The 23,377-nt window shown below is 73.3% G+C and carries 24 protein-coding genes; 15 read left to right on the forward strand and 9 right to left on the reverse strand.

Annotated elements, in window-relative coordinates:
• Positions 1-180 precede the first annotated feature (180 nt).
• From BS83_RS14835 to BS83_RS14845, 3 genes are all read left to right on the forward strand, one after another.
• The gene (locus BS83_RS14835) at positions 181-543 is read left to right on the forward strand and encodes a hypothetical protein (RefSeq protein ID WP_037604310.1); all 363 of its coding nucleotides are present in this window, start codon (positions 181-183) and stop codon (positions 541-543) included.
• Between the two features lie 48 nt (positions 544-591).
• Positions 592-1,560, forward strand: a complete 969-nt coding sequence (locus BS83_RS14840) for a hypothetical protein (protein ID WP_037604311.1) — start codon at positions 592-594, stop codon at positions 1,558-1,560.
• Between the two features lie 134 nt (positions 1,561-1,694).
• Entirely contained in the window at positions 1,695-3,740 is a 2,046-nt protein-coding gene (locus BS83_RS14845; protein WP_037604312.1) for a WD40 repeat domain-containing protein, read from the forward strand.
• A gap of 22 nt (positions 3,741-3,762) precedes the next feature.
• Here the strand turns inward: BS83_RS14845 and BS83_RS14850 are convergent, their stop codons facing one another.
• Positions 3,763-4,878, reverse strand: a complete 1,116-nt coding sequence (locus BS83_RS14850; RefSeq protein WP_037604313.1) for a MerR family transcriptional regulator — start codon at positions 4,876-4,878, stop codon at positions 3,763-3,765.
• Positions 4,879-4,946: 68 nt separating this feature from the next.
• The gene (locus tag BS83_RS14855; protein ID WP_037604314.1) at positions 4,947-5,924 is read right to left on the reverse strand and encodes a helix-turn-helix transcriptional regulator; all 978 of its coding nucleotides are present in this window, start codon (positions 5,922-5,924) and stop codon (positions 4,947-4,949) included.
• A 155-nt stretch (positions 5,925-6,079) separates the two neighbouring features.
• Between BS83_RS14855 and BS83_RS14860 the strand changes: the two genes are divergently transcribed.
• Positions 6,080-6,778, forward strand: a complete 699-nt coding sequence (locus tag BS83_RS14860) for an alpha/beta fold hydrolase (protein WP_037604315.1) — start codon at positions 6,080-6,082, stop codon at positions 6,776-6,778.
• Positions 6,779-7,029: 251 nt separating this feature from the next.
• Complete coding sequence (locus BS83_RS14865; protein ID WP_037604316.1) at positions 7,030-7,392, forward strand: DUF6221 family protein; 363 nt, start codon at positions 7,030-7,032, stop codon at positions 7,390-7,392.
• Between the two features lie 138 nt (positions 7,393-7,530).
• Here BS83_RS14865 and BS83_RS14870 read toward each other — a convergent pair whose 3' ends face one another.
• Positions 7,531-7,914, reverse strand: coding sequence for a VOC family protein (locus BS83_RS14870; RefSeq protein WP_037604318.1), 384 nt, complete (start codon positions 7,912-7,914; stop codon positions 7,531-7,533).
• 330 nt (positions 7,915-8,244) lie between these two features.
• Between BS83_RS14870 and BS83_RS41840 the strand changes: the two genes are divergently transcribed.
• From BS83_RS41840 to hemC, 4 genes are all read left to right on the forward strand, one after another.
• Positions 8,245-8,973, forward strand: coding sequence for a glycoside hydrolase family 25 domain-containing protein (locus tag BS83_RS41840; RefSeq protein WP_051943069.1), 729 nt, complete (start codon positions 8,245-8,247; stop codon positions 8,971-8,973).
• 101 nt (positions 8,974-9,074) lie between these two features.
• Positions 9,075-9,482, forward strand: coding sequence for a hypothetical protein (locus BS83_RS14880; protein ID WP_037604319.1), 408 nt, complete (start codon positions 9,075-9,077; stop codon positions 9,480-9,482).
• Positions 9,483-9,603: 121 nt separating this feature from the next.
• Entirely contained in the window at positions 9,604-9,858 is a 255-nt protein-coding gene (locus tag BS83_RS14885) for a hypothetical protein (RefSeq protein WP_037604321.1), read from the forward strand.
• Between the two features lie 100 nt (positions 9,859-9,958).
• Complete coding sequence (gene hemC, locus BS83_RS14890) at positions 9,959-10,888, forward strand: hydroxymethylbilane synthase (RefSeq protein WP_037604322.1); 930 nt, start codon at positions 9,959-9,961, stop codon at positions 10,886-10,888.
• A gap of 49 nt (positions 10,889-10,937) precedes the next feature.
• On the opposite strand, the gene BS83_RS14895 is transcribed toward hemC, so the two are convergent.
• A complete protein-coding gene (locus tag BS83_RS14895) occupies positions 10,938-11,168 on the reverse strand; it encodes a hypothetical protein (RefSeq protein WP_037604323.1) in 231 nt (76 codons plus the stop codon).
• 380 nt (positions 11,169-11,548) lie between these two features.
• On the opposite strand from BS83_RS14895, the gene BS83_RS14900 reads away from it, so the two are divergent.
• A complete protein-coding gene (locus BS83_RS14900; RefSeq protein ID WP_157597186.1) occupies positions 11,549-11,854 on the forward strand; it encodes a hypothetical protein in 306 nt (101 codons plus the stop codon).
• Between the two features lie 3 nt (positions 11,855-11,857).
• On the opposite strand, the gene BS83_RS14905 is transcribed toward BS83_RS14900, so the two are convergent.
• On the reverse strand, positions 11,858-12,619 hold the full coding sequence (locus tag BS83_RS14905) for a TetR/AcrR family transcriptional regulator (RefSeq protein ID WP_084713502.1): 762 nt from the start codon (positions 12,617-12,619) through the stop codon (positions 11,858-11,860).
• A gap of 118 nt (positions 12,620-12,737) precedes the next feature.
• On the opposite strand from BS83_RS14905, the gene BS83_RS14910 reads away from it, so the two are divergent.
• On the forward strand, positions 12,738-13,961 hold the full coding sequence (locus BS83_RS14910; RefSeq protein WP_037604325.1) for a saccharopine dehydrogenase family protein: 1,224 nt from the start codon (positions 12,738-12,740) through the stop codon (positions 13,959-13,961).
• A 169-nt stretch (positions 13,962-14,130) separates the two neighbouring features.
• Here the strand turns inward: BS83_RS14910 and BS83_RS14915 are convergent, their stop codons facing one another.
• The 4 genes from BS83_RS14915 to BS83_RS14930 all read right to left on the reverse strand — a co-directional run bounded on the left by BS83_RS14915 (position 14,131) and on the right by BS83_RS14930 (position 19,213).
• Positions 14,131-14,733, reverse strand: coding sequence for a sarcosine oxidase subunit gamma (locus BS83_RS14915; protein ID WP_037604326.1), 603 nt, complete (start codon positions 14,731-14,733; stop codon positions 14,131-14,133).
• Entirely contained in the window at positions 14,723-17,620 is a 2,898-nt protein-coding gene (locus BS83_RS14920) for a 2Fe-2S iron-sulfur cluster-binding protein (RefSeq protein ID WP_037604327.1), read from the reverse strand. The genes BS83_RS14915 and BS83_RS14920 overlap by 11 nt, the downstream gene beginning before the upstream one ends.
• Positions 17,617-17,907, reverse strand: coding sequence for a sarcosine oxidase subunit delta (locus BS83_RS14925; RefSeq protein WP_037604328.1), 291 nt, complete (start codon positions 17,905-17,907; stop codon positions 17,617-17,619). The genes BS83_RS14920 and BS83_RS14925 overlap by 4 nt, the downstream gene beginning before the upstream one ends.
• A 64-nt stretch (positions 17,908-17,971) precedes the next feature.
• Entirely contained in the window at positions 17,972-19,213 is a 1,242-nt protein-coding gene (locus BS83_RS14930; protein ID WP_037604329.1) for a sarcosine oxidase subunit beta family protein, read from the reverse strand.
• 149 nt (positions 19,214-19,362) lie between these two features.
• Here BS83_RS14930 and betA point away from each other — a divergent pair, with 149 nt between their 5' ends.
• From betA to BS83_RS14950, 4 genes are all read left to right on the forward strand, one after another.
• Positions 19,363-21,033 (forward strand): choline dehydrogenase, encoded by a 1,671-nt coding sequence (gene betA, locus BS83_RS14935; RefSeq protein ID WP_037604330.1) that lies wholly within the window; start codon positions 19,363-19,365, stop codon positions 21,031-21,033.
• 144 nt (positions 21,034-21,177) lie between these two features.
• Complete coding sequence (locus BS83_RS14940) at positions 21,178-21,972, forward strand: IclR family transcriptional regulator (RefSeq protein WP_051943070.1); 795 nt, start codon at positions 21,178-21,180, stop codon at positions 21,970-21,972.
• Positions 21,973-22,003: 31 nt separating this feature from the next.
• Positions 22,004-22,447 carry a nuclear transport factor 2 family protein gene (locus BS83_RS14945; RefSeq protein WP_037604331.1) on the forward strand — a complete coding sequence of 148 codons (444 nt, stop codon included), beginning with the start codon at positions 22,004-22,006 and terminating at the stop codon, positions 22,445-22,447.
• 219 nt (positions 22,448-22,666) lie between these two features.
• The gene (locus BS83_RS14950; protein ID WP_037604332.1) at positions 22,667-23,341 is read left to right on the forward strand and encodes a class I SAM-dependent methyltransferase; all 675 of its coding nucleotides are present in this window, start codon (positions 22,667-22,669) and stop codon (positions 23,339-23,341) included.
• Positions 23,342-23,377: the final 36 nt, after the last annotated feature.

Consider the following 23,377-nt stretch of genomic DNA (forward strand, 5'->3'; position numbering starts at 1 on the left):
CTGGTCCGGCGGGCATCATTCCTCATCAGGATTCGAGCGGGTTCGCGACCCCGCACTCACGGTTCGAAGGCCGGCCCGCTGCCGCGAGCAGCCGATCCGGCCCGGAACCTGTGAGCGTCGGGTCGACCGGACCCGGAAACCGGCCGAAGCCCAAAGCTGTCGGTCAGCTACGGTGGCGCGATGACTGAAAGCCTGCCCGAGGACGTAGCCGACGTGCTTGACCTCATCCTGAACCCGGACAAGCCCGTTCACGTCGCCCTCCGACGGCAGGTACCCCAACTCAGGGTGCAATCCCGTTGCAAGTGCGGGTGCGGCACTGCCTACTTCGCACTCGACAGCGACGCGGTGGAGCCCGCACCAACGGGCCCCGGCACAGTCGTGGCTGCCGACGTGCAGTTGTGCACCGAAACCGGCGAGTGCCCTGGCGAGGTCCTGATCTTCGCGCAAGGCGGCTACCTCTCATGGCTGGAGGTCTGCTCTTGGAGCGATGACGTCGAGGTGAGTCTCGCCGCAGCGCGGCGCTGGCTGCAGCCAGCGCCCTGAACCCAATATCGCTGCCGCTGAGCGTGTGCCCCGGCGTAGTCTCCGGCCATGGTACGGACCACTCCTCCGCGTCCGGTCGACATCGGCCGGCACTTCCCGGAACTCGCGCCGCTGGCGCGAACCGCGGTGCGGCTGCACCCGCGCGCCGGTCGGCCCACTGCGGCGGTCAGTTCTGTCGGCGGCCCGCTCCTGTGGCCGGCCGACGAACCGTGGCCCGTCTGCCCGGACCACGCCGGTCCCTCGCACGTCGGCACCACGCCCGAGAACGCCCGGCGGGTCAGGCGGCTGCTGTCCCGGCGGGCGCGGTCCGGCGAGGACGTGAGCGCCCTGCTGCGGCGGATCCCCCACCAGGAGGAGATCTCCCAGGACGGTCCGCTGCCGTTGCTGCCCGTGGCCCAGTTGTACGCCGCTGACGTCCCCGGCCTCCCCTGCCCGGACGGCGCCGACCTGCTCCAGGTTCTGTGGTGCTCCTTCACCGACCACGACGAGCCCTGGGTACCGCGCACCGTGCTGCGCTGGCGCACCGCGGCCGAGGTCCGCGACCCGCTCGACGACGCGCCGCAGCCCTCGGTGGTCAGCCACCGCAACTACCTGCCCGAGCCCTGCGTGCTGCATCCCGAGCCCGTCACCGAGTACCCCCACGTGATCGGGCTGCCGCGCGAGCTGCGGCAGCGGATCGAGGCGTGGGAGGGACGGCACGGGTCGAGCTACCACGACCACCTCAGCGTCGCCCCTGGCTGCAAGGCCGGCGGACATGTGCGCTGGTCGCTCACCGACGCGGTTCCTCTCGCCTGCGCCGAGTGCGGCTCGAACCTCCGCCCGCTGTTGACCATCGCCGACTGGGAATGGGACGACGAGGATCCCAGCTGGCGGCCGGTCGAGGAGTCCACCACTCCGCTCCACGACGACATCAGCCCCGCCTGGGCGACGAAGCTCTGGATCAACCGCGGCTACAGCCTCCAGCTGTACGTCTGCGAGGCCTCGTGGGACCACCCGCGCGTCCAGCGGATGCAGTGACGACACGGCGGGTCCGCGCGGTGACCGCCGCAACCGCTGCATCCGCGCGCATGACGGCGGCTAGGGTGCCGGACATGTCCCGTGATCTCGACAGCAGCGCTCCAGCCGGTGAACCCGCCGCGGCGGATGGGTGGTTGGCCGATCCGACGTGGCTGGTGCACGGCGATCCCGAGGAGGTCCAGGCCGCGCTCGACGGGGCTGTCGGCCCCGCGGCGGAGTCGGCAGCCGCGGTGTACCGGCTGTCCGGGCACGTGCATCGCGAGGCCGGCGCGGAAGTGCGGCGGCAGGCACTGGCGTTGGACGCGGCCCGTTGCGGTGACCGGGAGTTGGCGAGGTGCCTGACCGAGGTGCTGGTCGGTCAGGAAACGAGCGGGTCCTGGGTCGTGGAGTGGGCGACCGGGAGGGGGGTGGACCCCCGGCTGCGGTACTCCCTGCCGGCTCCGGCCCCCGTGGCTGCGGTGGCAGCCGTGGTCGTGGACGACGGTGGCCTCGCCGTCGCCGGTTGCAAGGACGGCACGCTGCACTGGTGGGATCTGGCCACGGGCCGGAAGCTCGGCGCGGTCGCGACCGATCACGCGGGCGCGGTGGCAGCACTGGTGGCAACCGTCCTGGACGGCCGCCCCATCGCCGCCACCGCCGGGCCTGACGGAGTCGTCCGGGTCCGGGACCTCGCAGCGGGAGAACCGGTCCTCCTGTTTCGCCCCGACGACGGTTCCAAGGTCCTCCGGCTCGCCGTCGGAGTGGTCAAGGGACGCCCGGTCCTCGTCTGCGGGTGCACCGGGGGCGTGGTCCGGGTGTGGGACCCGGCTGCGCGCACCGGGAGCGCCGAGCTCGTGAGCATCCCAACCGGTGCCCACGGCGCGCTGGCAACGGCGGTGGCGGACGGACGTCCCGTCGCCGTCACCGGCCACGCCGAGGGAACCGTACGAGTGTGGGACCTGATCACGGGAGAAGAGGTCGGCGTCCCGGCCACCCGCGCCGGCGCCGGGGACGGAGACGGGCGCCACGAGGCAGCCGCGCCGCCCGACTGCGGCACCATGGATCTCGACGCCCTCACGAGCCTCCTGGCGACGGACCCGACCTTCGAGCACCCGATGGCCCTCGGCGCCGCCACCCACGCCCTGTACCGGTGGAACCTGGGCACGGGCGAACCGGTGGGCGACCCCCTTCCGTCCGTGCTGCCGACGTCGGCAGCCCTGACCGTGCTCGACGGCCGCCCGGCGGCGCTCGTCTCCTTCGCCCTTCGCGGACCGGTCCACGTGGCGGATCTGTCCACCCTCAAGCCTCTGCAGCCGCCGCTGACCGGCCATGTGCGCACCGTGCCGGGAACCGCGGCCGTGCGACTGAGAGGCCGTCATCTCGCGGTGACCGGTGGCGAGGACGGATCGGTCCGCATCTGGGACCTGGACGCGGAACGGGAGTCGGCCGCCGCACCGGCCGACGGTTCCGAGCTCGTGCGACACGTCACCACGGCCGTGGTCGACGGTCGTCCCGTCGTCGTCGCCTCCGGCACGGGCCCGACGGTGCGGATCCTGGATCTGGACGAAGGGACGCAGCTCGGCGAGCCCCTCGTCGACCATCCCCGCGGCCCGAGCCTGCTCACGACCGGGACGGTGGCGGGCCGGCCCACCCTCCTCACCCGCGACCTGAACAAGGACGTACGGCTCCGGGACCTGTCCACCCGCGAGGAACTGCCCGGCCCGACGTCGACGGAGTACGCCGGCTGGTACGTCACGTTCTTCGCGGCTCTGGACGACCGCTTCGTCGCCGTGACCGACGAAGGACGCGTGTGGGACCTCACCGCGAGCCGGTGGATCGGGGTGAAGCCGCGGCAGACGGGGGCCCTGGCCCTGGAGACCCTCGACGGCCGCCACCTCGTCCTGACGGGCCGGTACAAGGAGGCGGCGCAGCTGTGGGACGTGGCCACGGGCGAACAGATCGGCCCGCCCATGACCGGGCACGCCGACCCGGTTCGGGCCGGGGCCGTGGGACTGCTGGACGGCCGCCTCGTGGTCGCGACCGGGAACCGTCGGGGAACCGTTCGGATGTGGGACGTCGACACCGGGCAGCGCACGGGCGAGTACGCCTTTCCCGCCGACATCACCGCCCTGTCCCTCGCCCCGGACGGACGGCTGGCCGTGGGCTTCGGCTCCGACGTCGCGGTCCTCACGCACCGCTGAACGCCGCGCCGCCGCCGGAGTCTCAGGCCACGAGCAGACGGAGGCCGAGCTCGGCCGCGTCCAGGGCGACGAGGTCGCGGTTGCGCTCGGCCCATCGGCCGGAGGCGAGGTCATCGCGGAGCATGCGTACCGCCCGCTGCTCGGCCTCTGGACCGACGCGGGTCCAGACCGACACCGCCCTGCGCACCGGTTCCTCCAGGTACGCCTGGGGGCGACGCCAGTAGGCCTCGAAGAAACCGTCGGCGCAGTCCCACGGGACGAGCACCGGTTCCGCGCGGCCCCCGATGGTCCCGGTCAGGTCGGCCAGTGAGGGCCAGCCGACGAGCAGGTCGGCGAACTCGGGCAGGTAGTCGCGCGTGAGCCAGAACCGCTCGAGCCACCCCGGGGCGCCGGCGTCGTACGTGAAGACCACCACGCGGCGCGCCACGCGCCGCATCTCGCGCAGCCCGGCGGCCGGGTCGCGCCAGTGGTGAACGGTGCTGACCGCCATCGCGACGTCGAAGGACTGGTCCGCGAACGGGAGGTTCTCCGCAGAGGCCGCGACGCAGGGCGCCGCTCCCGCGGGACGTTGCGCCCGCATCACCGCCGACGGCTCGACCGCCGTGACCTCGCGGTCCGGGGGCTCGTAGGAACCGGTGCCGGCTCCGACGTTCAGGACCGTCCGGGCGTCGCCGAGCGCGTCCCAGATTCTGGCGGCGATCCGCGGGTCGGTGCTCCGCGTCGCGGGATAGGCGGCCCCGATGGTGTCGTACAACTGGGCTCCGAACACTTTCAGCTGCTCCTCCGGTGTCGTCCTGATCCCCATGGCCCGCGCCCGCAGTTCGCTGTCGATGGCCCGCGCCATGGCGTCGTCGCGGTCGCGCTGCTCCAGCGTCAGGCCGCGCAGTCGACGCAGGTGTGCGACGGCGTCGGTGGCGGGGTCGTCCACCAGGGCGGCGATCTCGCGCAGTCCGAAGCCCAGCCGCCGGTAGGCGAGCACCTCCCGCAGCCGCTCCACGTCGGCCGCCGAGTAGGCCCGGTACCCGGCCGCGGTCCGCGCGGACGGTTGCACGAGGCCGATCCGGTCGTAGTGATGCAGCGTGCGAACGGTCACGCCGGTCAGCTCGGCCGCACGTCCCACGGTGATGTGCTCTTCCACGTCGTCGACTATGTGGCATGACGCTGCGTCAGGGTCAACTCTGCTCCGTCGGCGGCATCGCGCCCGCGTCAGTGCGGTCGCGGATCGGAGACCGCCGCGGCGAAGCGGGCCGCGACGGCGGCCACCGCGTCGCGGAGTTCCGGGCCGGCCTCGATGTGGAAGGCGTGCGGGATCGCCGCCAGCCACTCCTGCGCGTACATCGCCGGGTTGCGGGTGCTGCCGACGAGGCGGCAGCGTTCGCCGGCCTCGCCCACCGGCTCCAGCCGGCCCATCGGCGGCTCGATCCAGGGGGCGACCTGCTCCGTCGGCGCGTCGAACAGCACGCGGGTGGGGAAGGCCCAGCCGGTGCCCAGGTGCTGTTCCAGCAGGGCGACCGGATCGAGGTCCTCGGGCATCACGAACCCCGTCGCCGTCTCCTCGGCCGCGAGGACGCGATCGATCCGGTAGGTGCGCACCGCGTCCGCGCGGTGGGATCGGCAGAGCAGGTACCAGCGCGCGCGGCGGACGACGACCGCCCACGGGTCCACCTCCGTCTGCCACTCGTTGCCGGCCTCGCTGCGGTAGCTGATCGTCACGCGTCGGCGCGACGCGATCGCGTCGACCAGAGCGCTGGTGACGGCCGGGTCGGCGTAGGCCGGGTGCGGGTCGGGGGCGGCCGCCGCGTGCTCGCGAAGGGCTGCCGCCTGGCGGCCGACGCCCTCGGGCAGCGCGTGGATGACCTTGCCGAGGGCGGAGCCGACCAGGTCGCCGGGGTCGGTGGCGGCAGGTCGGCCGTCCAGCACCGCCATGACCAGGCCGAGTGCCTCGCTCTGGGTGAAGCTCACCGGCGGCAGCCGGGTCCCGCGCCGCAGTTGGTAGCCGCCGTGCGGGCCGCGTACCGAGTCCACCGGGATGCCGGCCTCGCGAAGGATCGCGACGTAGCGGCGCGCGGCGCGGTCGGTCACCCCGAGTCTCTCCGCGAGCTGCTCGGCGGTCGTGCCGGGGCGGGTGCGCAGGATCTCCAGGGTGCGCAGCGCGCGGGCGGTGGGACTGGTTCCGGTCTGCACGGGGACAGCCTAGGCAGAGGCTCGGGCAATCAGGAAGCCGATCGTCCTGAATCGCTCCTAGCATGGGAGAGCCCGGTCGGAACGGCCGCGTCGACCCTGTCGCGCGGCGCCCCGGGCCTCCCCCTCACGCACTCGGATCGGAAGTGGGTCTCACTGTGGACATCCTGCTCATCGGCGGCCTGTGGCTGGACGGTTCCGCCTGGGACGCGGTGACGCCGACCCTTGAGGCGCTCGGTCACCGGCCGCGGCCGGTGACCCTGCCGGGTCAGGGCGACGGGCGCTCTGCCGCCACGCTGGACGATCAGGTGGCGGCCGTCCTGGCCGCCGTCGACGCCACGGCGGAGACGGAGAAGCCGCTGATCGTGGCGCACTCGGCGGCTTGCACCCTCGGCTGGCTGGCCGCCGACGCCCGCCCGGAGCGGGTGGCGAAGCTGGCGCTGATCGGCGGCTTCCCGGCCGGGGACGGTCAGTCGTACGCCGATTTCTTCGAGGTCGGCGACGGCGTCATGCCGTTCCCCGGCTGGGGCCCGTTCGAGGGAGCGGACAGCGCCGACCTCGACGAGGAACTCCGGCAGCGCATCGCCGCCGCGGCCGTCCCCGTTCCGGAGCAGGTGGCCAGGGGCGTGGTCCGGTTGACGGACGAACGCCGCTACGAGGTGCCGGTCCTGGCCATCTGCCCGGAGTTCACCCCGGAGCAGGCCCGCACCTGGATCGCCGCCGGCGAGGTGCCGGAGCTCGCCCGGGCCGAGCACGTCGAGTTCGCCGACATCGACTCCGGGCACTGGCCTATGTTCACCAAGCCGGCCGAGCTGGCCCGCCTCCTCGACGAGGCGGCGGGCGTGCGGGCCTCCTGACGGCCGCTCGGCCGGGCCGCCGGGCCGGTCTCCAAGCGGACGGCCGGGGCCGACTCCGCGTCCGACGCGTCCACGCGGCCGACGCGGCCGGGGTTGCCTCGCCGCCCGGCCCGACATCGGGCGAGGTAGCCGGCCCCGGCCCGCAGGCCTCGGCCCGCCCGAGCGGGCCCGGCCCCCCGACCCGCAGGTGAACCGCGAACACGGGCCGCGATCCCGCTGCCGGGACCCGGTCGGCGTGCTGGAATGGGCGGATGGCGACGACCGACCCGCTGGACTTCCTCCGTGCCGCCCACGTCCGCGCCGCGGAGACGGCGCGGACGGCGATGGAACCGGCCCAGTTCCTCTACCCCGCCCACCCCGTCGAGTTCCTGCTCGCGGGCCAGGAGGTCCATACCTCGGAGACCCGGGCGGCCGAGGCCCACATCCGCCTGCACATGCCCGAGGCCGTCCTGGTGCGGATCGAGGCGGAGCGGGCCCTGCTCGCGCTCCACGAGGCCGTGCCCACCCCGGCGGAGGCGCTGGTCTGCAAGGAGTGCGGCGAGGGCGCTCAGGTCCGCTGGCCCTGCCGGACGCTGACGGGGCTGGCCCGCGCCTGGGGCTGGACGGACGGCTGAGGCCGGGCCGGGCGGCTGAGGCCGGGCCGGGCGGCTGAGGCCGGGCCGGGCGGCTGAGGCCGGGCCGGGCGGCTGAGGCCGGGCCGGGCGGCTGAGGCCGGGCCCCCGGGCGGGCCCAGGAGCCGGACCGCGGGTGGGTCAGCCCTCGTCCAGGCACAGGCAGAAGGGGTGTCCGGCCGGATCGAACAGCACCCGGACGTGCTCCTGCGGCTGGTACTCCGCGACGGCCGCGCCCAGGGCCACGGCCTCGGCGACCGCCGAGTCCAGATCCCCGACCTGGAAGTCGAAGTGCATCATCGGGCGCTGCTCCCCGGCCACCGGAGGCCAGACCGGCGCCCGGTAGCCGTCCGCCTGCTGGAACACGAGGAACGGACCCTGCGCGGACGCGGCGACGATCGCCGTGCCCGGTTCCTCGTGTCCGACGCGCCAGCCGAGGAGTTCGGCGTAGAACCTCGCCAGGGCGCCGGGGTCCGGCGCCTCGATCGTCGTGCCCCACCACATGCCGCCTGTTCGGGATCTCATGCGGGCAGCCTGCCCCATGAGCCCGTGCCCACCCGGCAAAGGCGGGAGGAGGAACCTCGTGTCGGCGACAGCACCTCACTCGCTCGGGTGAACCAGCAGGTGGGCGGCCTCACCCGGATCGCACGGCGCAGGCTCGTTGCCGCCGCGACCGATGGGTCGTTGCTTCCGCCGCCGGGCCCTCGTTGTGTGCTCGACGGACGGATCGGCGTGCTGCGGCCGCCGCTATGGTCCTGAGCCGGGACGCCAGAGCGGCGGCCGGGGCGGGTGGGGTCGGAGATGTCTGAGCCGACGTCAGATACCCGCCTCTGGAGCAAGGAAGGCGAGTGCCTGATGACTCGGATCATGTACGACGCCGTCACGGCGGCCAACGTCCCGGCCGGGGCGACACTGGTCGCCGGGTACGGGGACGGCTACTACGCCAACGTGGCGGCGTTCCGTTCCCGGTTCCCCCACGCCACGATCGTCGAGATCGCGGTCAGTTCCTCGCACGACATCGGCGTCGTCCTCGACGTCGAGACGGGGGACGCCACGCCCGAAGAGGCGCCCGGCTGGGTGCGGGCACGCCGTGCGGCGGGGGTGGACCCGACGGTCTACTGCAACTCCTCGACCTGGCCGGAGGTTCGGGCCGCGTTCCGGGCCCAGGGCGTGGCCGAACCGCACTGGTGGATCGCACAGTACGACGGCGATCCGACGATCTTCCCGGGCGCCGTGGCCAAGCAGTACGCGGATCCCGGCCCCTACGACCTGTCTTCCGTGGCCGACTACTGGCCCGGAGTCGACCCTCAGGAGGATGACATGCCTTACACACCTCAGCAGTTGGTGCAGTTCGCCCAGCAGGGCGCGGCCGCGGCGCTCCAGGCGGAGCGTGCGACCGCCGTCGCGGACAACCTCTGGTGGTGGCAGCACGCGCTCGCTGGCGAGGTCCCCGCGAGCGCCTCCCCGGCCGCCGCCGCGGCGATCCAGGCGATCCACGCCGCGATGGAGACCTTGAAGGCGGAGCCCGCCCCGGCGCAGTCCACGCCGGCGCAGCCGGTGATCCCCGGGCCGACCAAGCCCTGACGCGACGTGCCGGAGGCGAAAGGCAAGATCACCCGCGTGGCGCGTGACCGTGCGGGGCTCGGGTCGGTTGGCTGAACGAAGATCAACCACTGGAGCCCCGCATGCGTCATCTCGGCTACGCCCTCGCGGCCGCCCTCAGCGTCCTCATCCCCGCCGCTGCCGCCACCTCCACTCCCCGCGACCTACTGCCGCAACAGTCCGTGCACCTCCGTGCCACCGCGGGCGACGGCTCCTCCGACGGCGTCTCCGACCTGGTCGTCACCCGCGAGAACCACGGCTTCCGGCTGCGCGGCTACGTCGAGTCGGTGGCCGGCTGCGTCGAGCTCAAGGCCGTGACCACGCATCTGGGCGACTACTGGGGCGGCGACCCGGTCACCGGCACCTGCGAGGCGAACACCTTGGCGTCGGTCGATGCGTGGACGCACCATTCCGACGTGGTGCTCACCGCCGTGGCGCCGCACGGCAACGACTCGGACTCGGCCGTCGTCACCCTGACCGGCCGTCCCTAGCCAGCGCCCGTACAAGCCAAGGAAATCCGCCGCATCGCCGCGCATCCGCCGTTTGACCAGTGGAAATCAAACGGACCCCGACCCTCCCCATGGCGCAATCCGAGCGCTACGGTGCTCTGCCATGAACCCCGTGCTCGCCTCCGCCGTCGCCCCCGTCAGCACCGCGCACCCGTCCGACCCGATCCACTGGCACAACTGGAACCTGCCGCTCACCGAGCCGGTTCCGGTCCCCTGCCGGGCCAGGATCGACGAGGAGATCGTCGCGATCGACAGCTGCCGCGGCGTCGGCCCCTACGTCGTCCACCTCACCGAGCCCCTCAGAGCGCCGCACGCCATGGGCTCCCCCGTGGTCGTGCTGCTCGACGAGGCCGGCTGAGGCGGCCCGCCGGACAGTCCGGCCGAGGTCACGGCAGCACCACTGTCGCGGGTGGCAGGGGTGCGCTCGAGGACGGGTCGGGAGGGGCTAGCCTGAAGGCATGTCAGTGCCTCAGCTGCTCCGGATCGGGGCCCGCTCCTCGCCGATGTCCCTCGCACAGGTGGAACGGGTTCGGGCCGAGCTCGCCGCCCGGCATCCCGGCATCGTGACCGAGGTCGTCCCGGTGACCACCTCCGGCGACCGCTGGACCGGCGCCCTGTCCGACCTGGGCGGGAAAGGCGCGTTCACGAAGGAGCTCGACGACGGGCTGCTGCGCGGCGACTGGGACCTGGCCGTCCACTGCGTCAAGGACGTGCCCGGAGACCGGCCGGTGCCCGCGGGCACGGCCTTCGCCGCCTACCTGCGCCGTGACGACATCCGCGACGCGCTCGTGCAGCCCGCGGGCCTCACGCTCGACGAGCTCCCCGTCGGCGCGCGGGTCGGCACTTCCTCGGTGCGGCGCATCGCCCACCTGGCCCGCTACTGGCCGCACATCGAGCCGGTGCCGTGCCGCGGCAACGCGAACACCCGCCTGGCCAAGCTCGACGCCGGCGAGTACGACGCGCTGCTGCTGGCCGTCTCGGGTCTGGAGCGCATCGGGCGGACGGACCGGATCGCCCAGGTCCTCGACGTGGAACGGATGATGCCCGCCGTCGGGTCGGGCACCCTGGTGCTGCAGTGCCGCGCCGACGAACCCGCCACGATCGACGCGCTGGCCGCGATCGGCGACCCGGAGGCGTTCCGGCAGACCACCGCCGAGCGGATGCTGCTCCACGTCCTCCAGGGCCACTGCAACTCGCCGATCAGCGCCTACGCCGTGACCGAGCCTGACGGCCGGCTCGGGCTGCGGGCACGGGTCTTCTCCCTCGACGGGAAGGTCTGCCTGGACGCGCACGAGTGGGACCACAACCCGCTCGCGCTGGGCACAAGCGTCGCCGCCACGCTGCTGCGGCAGGGCGCGCACGAGGTGATCAGCGGAATTCCGCACTGACGCACGCATGACGGCGGGCTGACGATGCCGCCGCGGTCCGGCGGGACGGTCAGGTGATCGTCTCGCCGAACCGTGCGGAGACGTCCCTGAGGTGGGCGATCTCCAGGTCGTGGCACTCGTGTTCACAGCCGTGCAGTTTGCCGGCGATCACGCGGACCCCCACCGTGCAGGTGTGCGACTCGCCGGGCTCGGCGCCCTTGCAGCCGGGCGCGAGGTACTTCTCGGGGGGAGTCCACAGGCCCCCGTACGGTTTGGCGGGGTCTGGTGTCGTCTGCGCCATGGATCCAGTGTGCGCCAAAGCCCTTGCCCCGCACGGGAGAACGCAGAAGATCAGCTCAGGAATCCGGATTGCCACCGGCCTTGCCGCTGGCACGTGCCAGCCCGGCCGGGCCGCCCCCGGCCAGGCCCCGCGGCTGTCCTCAAACCCGCGCCGGATCGGCTCCGGTCGGCCGACGCGGCCGGCTGTGAGGCGGAGCGGCGTCCTCGTACCGTCCCTGGATGACGCGACAGCACACCGAGGGGGCCGGGAGAGGCCGCGCGTGGCGGGCCGCGCCCGGCGGGGCCGAAGACAGGCCGGAGGCCGCGAGAGGCCCCGGGCCGGGAAAGGCCGCGCGTGGCGGGCCAGGCCCGGGGGCTGAAGACAGGCCTAGGGTGGCGGCCATGACCGAGAACCCGCGAAGTGAGCATGTGGAACACCACGACACCCCGGAGGACGAGGAGCCGCTGCGACGCAGGATCTACCTGACGAACCTGCTCGCCGGGACGAACTGGCTGCTGCTGAACACCGACCGCGCCACCATGTCCGCCAACGGCCCGGCGCTGCAGGCCCTCGCGGCCGCGATCGAGGCTCTGCACGAGATCGGCTGGCACCTCAACCAGCCGGAACCCGGACAGCTCGGCTCCGCCGCACGCCACCTCGACGAGAGCCGCCGGCAGTTGAACGCCGCCATCGTGGGGTCGGAGTAAGGCTCAGCCCTCCGCCCCGCCCTCGGCGGCCCGCGCCGAGACGGCCCGCTCCGGGGCCGCCAGTTCCGCGGCCCGCAGTTCCGCGGCCGCCGCCGCGAGCAGCAGGTCGAGGGCCGACGGGTACGCGCTCTCGTTCATGCGTTCGGCCAACAGCTCCGCAGTGGCCGCGATATGAGGGTGCGTCCGCTCCGGCAGCCGGGCGTAGGTCGCCTGCCAGACCGCCTCGTCGGCGCGGCGGGCCTCGTCCGGAAGGGCCAGCGACGCCGCGTCGAGGGCGGCGAACGCCAGGCTCTGGTCGATGAAGACGTGGTAGATCCTGACCGCCGACCGGTCGGGGAAGCCGGCCCCGCGCAGCAGGCCGAGAACGGCCTCGTCCGCCGCGATCTCGTGCGCCCGGCCGCTGACCCGGCTCGCCGCGAGGACCGCGGCCTGCGGGTGCGCCAGGTAGGAGGCGTGCACCCGCAGCCCCAGCGCGCGCAGGTCCGCGCGCCAGTCGCCGGTCGGGGCCCAGCCGGTCATCGCGCGGTGCATCAGCTCGTCCGCGATCGCGCGCGAGAGCTCGTCCATGCCGCGGAAGTACCGGTAGACCGAACTCGCGTCCGCCCCCAGGGCCAGACCGAGGCGGCGCGCGGTCAGCCCCTGCGCGCCGTGCTCGCGCAGCATCCGCAGCGCGGTCTCCACGATCAGCTCGTGCGAGAGCACCGTGCCCTGCTTGGTCGGCCGCCGCCGGCGCCGCTGCTCGTCCTGGACCACTGGTTTCGCCATATGGTCCACCTTATGCCAACGCCATTGACGTTCGGCACGGCCAGGGCGTTTGATCGGGAACGCGGCCGCTCAACCGCCCTGATCGACCCTGCACATCCGCACAACCGAGGAGTTCCCCATGCGTGTCCTGCTGGTCGGCGCCGGAGGCGTCGGTACCGCGATCACGCGGATCGCCGCCCGCCGTCCGTTCCTGTCCCACATGGTCGTCGCCGACTACGACCTCGGCCGCGCCGAGGCGGCCGTCGCCGCGCTCGGCGAGGAGCGGGCGCAGCGGTTCAGCGCCGCCCGGGTGGACGCGACCGACCAGGCCGCGGTCGAGGCGCTGCTGCGGGCCGAGCGCTGCGAGGTCCTGCTCAACGCCACGGACCCGCGCTTCGTGCTGCCGCTCTTCGAGGCCGCGCTCGCGGCCGGGGCGCACTACCTCGACATGGCGATGTCCCTGTCGCACCCGCACCCCGAGCGCCCGCACGAGCTGTGCGGGGTCAAGCTGGGCGACGACCAGTTCGCCCGCGCCGAGGCCTACGAGAAGGCCGGCCTGCTGGCGCTGGTGGGCATGGGCGTCGAGCCCGGCCTTTCGGACGTCTTCGCCCGCTACGCCGCCGACGAGCTCTTCGACGAGATCGAGGAGGTCGGCATCCGCGACGGCGCCAACCTGACCGTCGAAGGCTACGACTTCGCCCCGTCCTTCAGCATCTGGACCACCATCGAGGAGTGCCTGAACCCGCCGGTCGTCTACGAGGCGGACCGGGGCTGGTTCACCACCCCGCCGTTCAGCGAGCCCGAGGTCTTCGACTTCCCCGACGGCATCGGCCCGGTGGAGTGCGTCAACGTGGAGCACGAGGAGGTCCTCCTGGTGCCCCGCTGGGTGGACGCCAAGCGGGTGACCTTCAAGTACGGCCTGGGTGACGACTTCATCGCCAAGCTGAAGACCCTGCACGCCCTCGGCCTGGACCGCACCGAGCCGCTGACCGTCCCCTCGGCGAACGGTCCGGTGCAGGTGTCCCCGCGCGACGTCGTCGCGGCCGCACTGCCCGACCCGGCGACGCTGGGCGAGCGGATGCACGGCAAGACCTGCGCCGGCACCTGGGTCAAGGGCGTCAGGGACGGGCAGCCGCGCGAGGTCTACCTCTACCACGTGGTCGACAACCAGTGGTCGATGCGCGAGTACGGCTCGCAGGCCGTCGTCTGGCAGACGGCGATCAACCCGGTCGTCGCGCTGGAGCTGCTGGCCACCGGCGCCTGGTCCGGCCAGGGCGTGCTCGGCCCCGAGGCGTTCCCGCCGAAGCCGTTCCTCGATCTGCTGACCGCGTACGACTCTCCGTGGGGTCTGCGCGAGCAGTAGCAGCGACGGGCGGGGCGGCGCGGTCGCCCGCGCCGTCCCGCCCGTCAACCGCGTGGAATATGCGCGCGGCACACCGCAATTCTGTGACAGCCTGCTTCTCGTACGGCAGGCGGGACCGCCGGGCCCGCCTGCCGCTCCTGCCGTTGTGCTCCGCCCTGCTCCCCTGCGCTCAGCCGGTGTACTCCGCCATGGCGTCCAGCAGCCAGCGGGCCAGGTAGTCGGCGAAGGACGGGCGGACGAAGAGCTGGTAGGCCGGTCCGGGCGCGACGATCGTCCGCCGGAGGATCACCTGGACCTTGGAGAGCAGCGTCTGCACGCAGCTGCCAGGCGGGAAGACCCGCGGGTGCAGGTCGATCGAGCAGCCCTTCTCCAGCACGGACCGCGCGGCGGGACCGGCGAGTTCCAGCACGGTGCGGTTGGCGGAGACGTCGACCAGCGAGCCGTACTCGGGGTCGAGCACGGGTTCGAGCAGATCCCGGATCGCCCCCTGCGCGCCGTCAGGGCCGACGACCAGCCACTCGTCGGGACCCAGCCGGAGCGCGTCGAGCCGCTCACCGATCCGGGTGAACCGGCCGGGACCGGGAACAGGACCGGGATCCGAACCCGGGCCCCCCGGACCGGAGCCAGGCGCGGACAGCAGCGGCGCGTCCCGGAAGCGGAACGAGAATTGCGCCGGGAACGGCAGTTCGCGCAGGGACACCGCTCCGCCCGCGGCGGGAAACGCGCCGCTCACTCCGGCCAGCGGGCTGCGGCGCAGGTCGTCAGCCGTCACGGCGGGTTCCCTTCGGGTCGTAGAGGACGGGGTCGGCGACGGTCGCCGCGACGACGCGGCCGTCGGCGAGCGGCGCGTGCACGGTCCGGCCCAGGCGCTCGCGGCCGGAGGCGACCAGCGCCAGGGCGAAGGTGCGGGCCAGCGCCGCGCTGCGGTAGCTGGAGGTGACGTGGCCGATCATCGGCACCGGTGTCCGCTCCAGGTCGACGCCCGGCTCGACCAACTGGGCGCCCTCCGGCAGGAGTTCGCCGGGGTCCTCGGGGAGCAGCGCGACCAGGTGGCGGCGGTCGGGGCGGGCGGTGTCGGCACGCCGCAGTGAGCGCTTCCCGACGAAGTCCTTGTGCCGGGAGACGATCCAGTCCATGCCCAGGTCGAGCGGGGTGACCGTGCCGTCGGTGTCCTGACCGACGATCGGGAAGCCCTTCTCGGCGCGCAGCACGTGCATGGTCTCGGTGCCGTAGGGAGTGATGCCGAGGTGAGCGCCGTACGCGAGGACGGCCTCCCACAGCGCCAGTCCGTGCGTGCCGGCGACGTTGATCTCGTACGCGAGCTCGCCGGAGAAGGAGATCCGGCAGATCCGGGCCGGCAGGCCGTCGGCGAGCGTGGTGTGTCGGACCGTCATGAAGGGGAAGGCCTCGCGGGAGACGTCGAGCTCCGGTGCGAGCACCGCGAGGACGTGGCGGGCGAGCGGACCGACGACGGCGACGGTGGCCCACTGCTCGGTGACCGAGGTGCAGCGCACCCGCAGCCCGGGCCACTCGGTCTGCAGCCACTCCTCCAGCCAGTCCAGCACGGCGGCCGCGTTGCCGGTGGTCGTGGTCAGGTAGTAGTGGTCGGCGGCGAGCCTGGCGGTGACGCCGTCGTCGAAGACCATGCCGTCGGCGCGGCACATCATGCCGTAGCGGGCGGAGCCGACGGGCAGGCGGGCGAAGCCGTTGGTGTAGATCCGGTCCAGGAAGAGGCCCGCGTCCGGACCGACGACGTCGATCTTGCCGAGGGTGGAGGCGTCCATCACCGCCACGCCCTCGCGGGCGGCCAGGCACTCGCGCGTCACCGCGTCGTCCATCGTCTCGCCGGGCCGCGGGTAGTAGCGGGGGCGCAGCCACTGGCCGACGTTCTCGAAGACGGCCCCGCGCCGGACGTGCCAGGGGTGGACGGGCGTGGTCCTGGACGGGTCGAAGAGCGCGCCGCGCTCGCGCCCCGCCAGCAGGGCGAAGGAGACCGGGACGGTGGGCCCGCGGAAGGTCGCGGTGCCGACCTCGCCCGGGGATCGGGCGCCGAGCAGCGCCGCGATCACTCCGACGGCGCTGATCGCCGAGCCTGCTTTGCCCTGGTCGTGGGCGGTGCCGATGGTGGTGTAGCGCTTGATGTGCTCGACGGAGCGCATGCCGGCGCGGATCGCCCGGTCGACGTCGGCGACGGTGGCGTCCCGCTGGGTGTCGACGAAGTGGTCGTGCCAGTCGCCCGGTCCGCCGCTCTCCCCCGGCACGAGCCACAGCGGGCGCGGCGCGGCGGGCGCGGGATCGCCGGCGCTGGGCGGGACGTCTTCCGGCGGGCCGTCGGTCGCGTGGCCCGCGGCGGCCGCCGCCCGCGCCCCGGCGTCCGCGCCTTCGGCCAGGCAGTCGGCCAGGGCGTGGCTGCCGCTCGCGGACCCGACGCTGACCGCCGCCTGCGGGCACACGTCGGGAAGGAACGCCGCCTGTCGCTCGTCCCAGCGCAGGGTGCCGCGTGCCTGGCTCCATAGCTGGACGGCGGGGGCCCAGCCGCCGGAGACGGCGAGCAGGTCGCAGGCGACGCGGTGGACGGGTCCGGCGAGGGCGCCGGTCGCGTCGAGCGGGGCGATCCTGACGGCGGCGAGGCCGCCGTCAGGCTCTGCCACGTCCTCCTCGGCGGCCACGACGGCGGAGCCGGTCAGCACCTCGATCTCGGCCTTCCGTGCGGCGTCGAGCAGTTCGGCGGGCGGTTCGGGCCGGGTGTCGGCCAGGGCGGCGACGGCGACCCCTGCGGCGGCGAGGTCGAGGGCGGTGGCGTAGGCGTGGTCGTTGGTGGTCATGACGACGGCCCGGCTGCCGGGCGCGACGCCGTAGCGGTTGAGGTAGCCGCGCACCGCTGCCGCCGACATCACGCCGGGGCGGTCGTTGCCCGCGAAGACCATCGGGAGTTCGAGTGCGCCGGTGGCGAGGACCACCTGCCGGGCCCGGATGTGCCAGAGCCGTTGCTGCGGTCTTCCCGGCGCGGGGCCGTCGAAGGACTGGGCGGCGGTGAGGTGGTTGTGGTCGTGGTAGCCGATCAGCGTCGTGCGGAGCAACACCCTCACGTCCGGCAGGGAGTCGAGCTCGGCCGCGACGCGTGCGGCCCAGTCCGGCCCTGGAAGGCCGTCGACGGTCTCGTGGCCGCAGAGCAGTCGGCCGCCGGGCTCGGGCTGGTCGTCGACGAGCACGACGCGCGCGCCGGTCCGGCCCGCCGCCAGAGCGGCGGCCAGTCCGGCCGGGCCGGCCCCGACGACGAGCACGTCCGTGTGGGCGTGCATCTTGTCGTAGCCGGCGCCGGCGGTCCGCGGTGTCGGGCCTTCGAGTCTGCCGCGTCCGCGAAGGCTCCAGGCCTCCAGGCCCTCCACCAGCTCGACCGTCGTGGCGAGTTGCATGGGCTCGGAGGTGGCCGCGCCGGGCCGCAGCACCTGCACGAGCGCGTGCGGCTCGGCCACTCCGTCGGCGACGACGCCGCGCGGCCGTCCGCGGTACTGGCTCGGAGCGGCGCCCCACCGGCCGTTGGCGAGCAGCGCCGAGGCGAGGGTGTCGCCGCGCAGACCGGTGAGTGCGACGCCGTCGAAAGTGAAACGCAGCGGCGCGGAGCGGTCCACCCGGCCGCCCGTGTCGAGCCGCCTCACTGCGCGGCCTCGGGCGTCGTCGCGGTCGTCGCCGTCGTCGCCGTCGTCGCGGTCATCCGGTAGCTGACGGTGTCGCGGACCACCGAGAACCAGCGGCGGCAGCCCGCCGTGTGGACCCAGCGTTCGGCGAAGGCGCCCTTGGGGTTGTCCCTGACGAACAGGTACTCCGCCCACTCGGCGTCGGTGAGGGCCTCGGGGTCGGCCGGGTAGGCGACGTTGGCCTGACCGCCGTAGCGGAACTCGACCTCGTCGCGCTCCCCGCACCAGGGGCAGCGGATGAGCAGCACAGTCTCCCCCTCAACGGGTGGCAGCAGTCGGTGGTGGTGGGCGAGGTGGGTGAGGTGGGCGGCGTCAGTGCGCGACGGCCGCCGCGCCGTGTTCGTCGACGAGGGCGCCGGTGGTGAAGCGGTCCAGGCCGAAGGGCGCGGCCAGCGGATGCGGGCTGCCGGTGGCGATCGTGTGGGCGTAGACCCGGCCCGAGGCGGGCGTGGCCTTGAACCCGCCTGTGCCCCACCCGCAGTTGAGGTAGAGGCCCTCGACGGGCGTGGGCCCGATGATCGGCGAGGCGTCGGGCGTGACGTCCACGATGCCGCCCCAGGTTCGCAGCACGTGCGCCTGGGCGAAGATCGGGAACAGCTCCAGCGCCGCCGCCATCTGGTGCTCGATCAGGTGGATGGAGCCGCGCTGCCCGTAACCGTTGTAGGAGTCGACGCCGGCCCCCATCACCAGCTCGCCCTTGTGGGCCTGGCTGACGTAGACGTGGACGTGGTTGGACATCACCACGCACGGGTGCACCGGCTCGAGCAGTTCGGAGACCAGCGCCTGCAGCGGATGGCTCTGCAGCGGCAGCCGCAGGCCGAGCAGGTCGGCGAGCACGCTGGTGTGACCGGCGGCGGCGAGTCCGACCCGGCCCGCGGCGATGCGGCCGCGGGTCGTCTCCACGCCGACGACGGCGCCCGCGCCGTCCCTGACGAAGCCGGTGACCTCGCAGCCCTGGATCAGGTCGACGCCCATCGCGTCGGCCTGCCGGGCCAGCGCCCAGGCCACGTGGTCGTGTTTGGCGATCCCGCCGCGTCGTTGCAGGGTCGCGCCGAGCACCGGGTGGCGGACGTCCGGCGAGACGTCGACGATCGGGCAGAACTCCTTGACCTGGTCCGGCTCCAGCCATTCGGCGTCCACGCCGCCGAGCCGGTTGGCGTTCACGCGGCGGACGCCCTCCCGCACGTCCTGGAGAGTGTGCGCGAGGTTCAGCACGCCGCGCTGGCTGAAGAGGAAGTCGTAGTCGAGCTCCTGCGGCCACTGCTCCCAGAGCCCGAGCGCGTGCTCGTAGATCGCCGCGCTGGCCTCGCAGAGGTAGTTGGATCGGATGATCGTGGTGTTGCGCGCCATGTTGCCGCCCGCCAGCCAGCCGCGTTCGAGCACGGCGACGTTGCGCAGGCCGTGCTCGCGGGCGAGGTAGTAGGCGGTCGAGAGGCCGTGGCCGCCCCCGCCGACGATGACGACGTCGTAGGAGGGCTTCGGATCGGGGTTGCGCCAGAGCCAGTCGGGGTGTTCGGGCAACTGGGCAGCGGCGTCGGGGGGCTGGGAGGACATCACCGGACTCCTGGCGGCAGGCGGTCGGCATGGTGCGCGGCGCAGTGGTGCTGCGAACTCCTCGTGCTGTTTCAGACTACGCAATGGGTTGCGTAACCATCAACACTGCGTCGAACATTGACGTGTCGTCACTCCGTGGAGGAACCCCGATGACCCTGCGTCGGTACGACTTCGTCATCGTCGGCGGCGGATCGGCGGGCTGCGCGCTCGCCGCCCGGCTGAGCGCCGACCCGGCCCACCGCGTCCTGGTCCTGGAGGCGGGGCGTCCCGACTCGCTGTGGGACGTCTTCATCCACATGCCGGCCGCGCTGACCTTTCCGATCGGCAGCCGCTTCTACGACTGGCAGTACCGGTCCGAGCCCGAGCCGCACATGAACGGCCGGCGGATCTACCACGCCCGGGGCAAGGTCCTGGGCGGCTCCAGCAGCATCAACGGCATGATCTTCCAGCGCGGCAACCCGCTGGACTACGAGCGCTGGGCGGCCGATCCGGGCATGGAGAGCTGGGACTACGCCCACTGCCTGCCCTACTTCAAACGGATGGAGAACTGCCTCGCGGACCAGGAGGAGGAGAAGACCGGCTTCCGCGGTCACCGCGGCCCGCTGGTGCTGGAACGCGGCCCGGCCAGCAGTCCCCTGTTCGCGGCCTTCTTCGAGGCCGTTCAGCAGGCCGGCTATCCGCTGACGGACGACGTCAACGGCTTCCGCCAGGAGGGCTTCGCCCCCTTCGACCGCAATCTGCACCGGGGCCGCAGGCTCAGCGCGGCCCGCGCCTACCTGCACCCGGTGCTCGGTCGGCCCAACCTGGAGGTGCGGACCAGGTCCCTGGTGCACCGGGTCCTCTTCGAGGGGAAGCGGGCGGTCGGCGTCGAGTACTCCCCGACCCGCGGCGGCGCGGTCCAGGAGGTCCGCGCGGGCACGGTGATCCTGTGCGGCGGCGCGATCAACTCCCCACAGCTGCTGCAGCTCTCCGGGATCGGCGACCCGAAGCTCACGGCGGGCCTCGGGATCGAGCCGGTGCACGCCCTGCCGGGCGTCGGCGAGAACCTCCAGGACCATCTGGAGGTCTACGTCCAGCACGCCTGCACCCAGCCGGTCTCGGTGCAGCCGCAGCTGAAGATGTGGCGGCGGCCCTTCATCGGGGCCCGCTGGCTGTTCCTGCGGGAGGGCCCGGGCGCGACCAACCACTTCGAGGGCGGCGGCTTCGTGCGCAGCAACGAGGAGGTGGCCTACCCCAACCTGATGTTCCACTTCCTGCCGATCGCGGTCCGCTACGACGGTTCGGCACCGGCCGGCGGCCACGGTTACCAGGTGCACATCGGGCCGATGTACTCCGACGCCCGCGGCTCGGTGCGGATCACCTCCAAGGATCCGAGGGTCAAGCCCCAACTGCGCTTCAACTACCTCTCCACCGAACAGGACCGGCGCGAATGGGTGGAGGCGATCCGGGTCACCCGGCGGATCCTCGGCCAGCCGGCCTTCGCGCCGTTCAGCGGTGGCGAGATCTCCCCCGGCCCGGAGGTCGAGACCGACGAGCAGATCCTCGGCTGGGTCGCCCGCGACGGGGAGACGGCCCTGCACCCCTCGTGCACGGCCCGGATGGGCACGGACGAGATGTCGGTGGTCGACCCCACCACGATGGGCGTGCACGGCGTCGAGGGCCTCCACGTGGTGGACGCCTCGGCGATGCGCTACGTCACGAACGGCAACATCTACGCGCCGGTGATGATGCTGGCCGAGAAGGCGGCCGATCTCATCCTGGGCGACACCCCGCTGGCTCCGGAGGACGTACCGTTCTACCGACATAATGGTGCGTCATGAGCTCGGTGGCACGCTGAGCGAAGCGCGGTGGGACGCTGAGCGGCGGGTCGAGGCGCAGCGCAGGCGGGAGGGCGGCGCGGTGAGGAACGAACGGAGCCGGCATCCCGCCGGAGCGAAGCCGAGACGAAGCGCGGTGGCACGCTCATGAGCAACGGTGAGTCCCCGGTCCAGTCGGTCGACCGGGCCGTGACGATACTCGAACTCCTGGCTCGCACCGGCGAGTCGGGAGTCACCGAGATCGCCGCCGAACTGGGCGTGCACAAGTCGACCGCCTTCCGGCTCGCCGCCGCGCTGGAGCTGCGCGGGCTGCTGGAGCAGTCCGGCGAGCGCGGCAAGTACCGCCTCGGGTTGGGGCTGGTCCGGCTCGCGGGAGCGGCGACGGTCCGGCTGGACCTCTCCCAGCAGAGCCGCCCGGTCTGCGAACGGCTGGCCGCGGAGCTCGGCGAGACCATCAACGTCGCGGTGCTGGACCGCGACGCGGCGGTCAACATCGACCAGGTGCTCGGCCCCTCGGCGCTCACCACCCACAACTGGGTCGGCCAGCGGACCCCGCTGCACGCGACGTCCAGCGGCAAGGTGCTGCTCGCCCACCTCGCCCCCGCCCTGCTCGACGAGGCGCTGGCCGCGCCCCTGGCCCGCTACACCGACCGCACCCTGACCGACCCCGCCGCCCTGCGCGCCCAACTGGAGTCCGTCCGCCAGGACGGCTTCGCCAGCACCGTCGAGGAGCTGGAGCCGGGCCTGAACGCGGTGGCCGCCCCGCTGCTCGCCTACCACGGCCAGGTCGTCGGCGCGCTCAGCGCCTCCGGCCCCTCCTTCCGCCTCACCCGCGCCCGCCTCCGCACCACGGCCACCGCCGTCTGCGCCGCCGCCACGGAGATCTCCGCCCGCCTCGGCCACCCACCCACCCGCCCCACCGGCGGCCGCCGGGCGGGCTAGCCTCGGGGAGACACCACTGGGGGAGGCTGTTGTGAGTCCGAGTCCGCGCGAGGTGTTTCTCCGGCTTGTCCATGGGGTCGCCGAAGGGAACTGGGCGGAACTGCCCGAGCTGTACGGCGAGGTGACCGACGTCCGGCACCCGATGGCGATGCCGGAGTCCGAGCCGCTGACCGGTCGACGTGTGCTCGCCGAGCACTTCACGGCGCCGCCGGGCGCCGCGGAGTCGTCGCCCAGAAGGCGTGTCGTCGACGTCGTGGTTCACGAAACGGCCGATCCCGAGGTGATCGTCGCCGAGTTCGCGTACGAGTTCACCGGGCCGGACCGCGCCCCGGCCAAGGTGCCCTGCGTCTTCGTGATGCGCGTCCGAGAGGGTCGCATCATCGAGTCACGCGACTACATCGACCCGATCCGCACCTACACGGCCCGCGGAGACCTCGACCTCCTCCTCGCGGCGCTGCACGGGCGTGCTTCCTGAGCGGACGAGGTCAGGCGAACCCTTCGGCTCCACGCCCTCGACGGCACCCCGTGGCCGGCTGCTGTGGCACGAACGATCAGCGCACCCTCGCGCACGGGCGCCGGCCGGCGAGGCCGGCTGGGATCGCTCCGGCCTCACGGAGCCCGCTGCTTCGACCGAATCCCCCGACAAGCCGTCGCCTCCGACAGGCGGCGGCCTCCGGCCGACCAGGAGGCCCGCGTGCCCGAGCAGCCGAACCACCGGACCGCCGAGGACTACTGGGACACCTTCTGGCCGAAGGCCGGGGAGGACAGCGGCGGCGTGCCGGCCGCCGACAGGATGCACTGGACGCAGTATCCCTTCCACGGCCCCGGCGCCGAGTTCCTCGCCGAGCCGAAGACGGCGCTGGAGATCGGCTCCGCAAGCTGCGTCGCCGGGGTCGCCCTCGCGCGGACCGGCGTGGACGTGACCTGCGTGGACTTCTCGCCGCACCAGATGGAGCGGGCGCGCAGGTGGTGGAGCGACGAGCCGAACGTGACGCTCGTCGAGGAGGACGTGCTCGACTACCTCGCGCGCACCGCGCTCCGATGGGACTGCGTCTTTTCCGACTGGGGCGCCGCGTGGTTCATCGACCCCGACGTGCTGCTCCCGCTCGTCCTGCCGCGGCTCACCCCTGGCGGCCGGTTCGCCTTCTCCTGCGTCGAGCCGCTGGCACCGTGCTTCGGGCCCCAGATCGTGTACGGCAACGGCTATCGGGGTGAGGCCCTCGCCATCGTCCGATGGATGCTCAGCAACGAGCAGTGGACGGAGGCGCTGGAGCGGCACGGCTTCGCCGACATCGAGGTGATCACCCTGCCGGGGACGCGGCCGGGTTGGGTCGGCACCACCCTGGGCACCGCCTTCGCCCCCCGCTGACGCTCACGGGACCCCCTTGTCCGCTTCGACGGCCTG

Source organism: Streptacidiphilus rugosus AM-16 (assembly GCF_000744655.1).
In the GTDB taxonomy this organism is placed as follows: Bacteria; Actinomycetota; Actinomycetes; order Streptomycetales; family Streptomycetaceae; genus Streptacidiphilus; species Streptacidiphilus rugosus.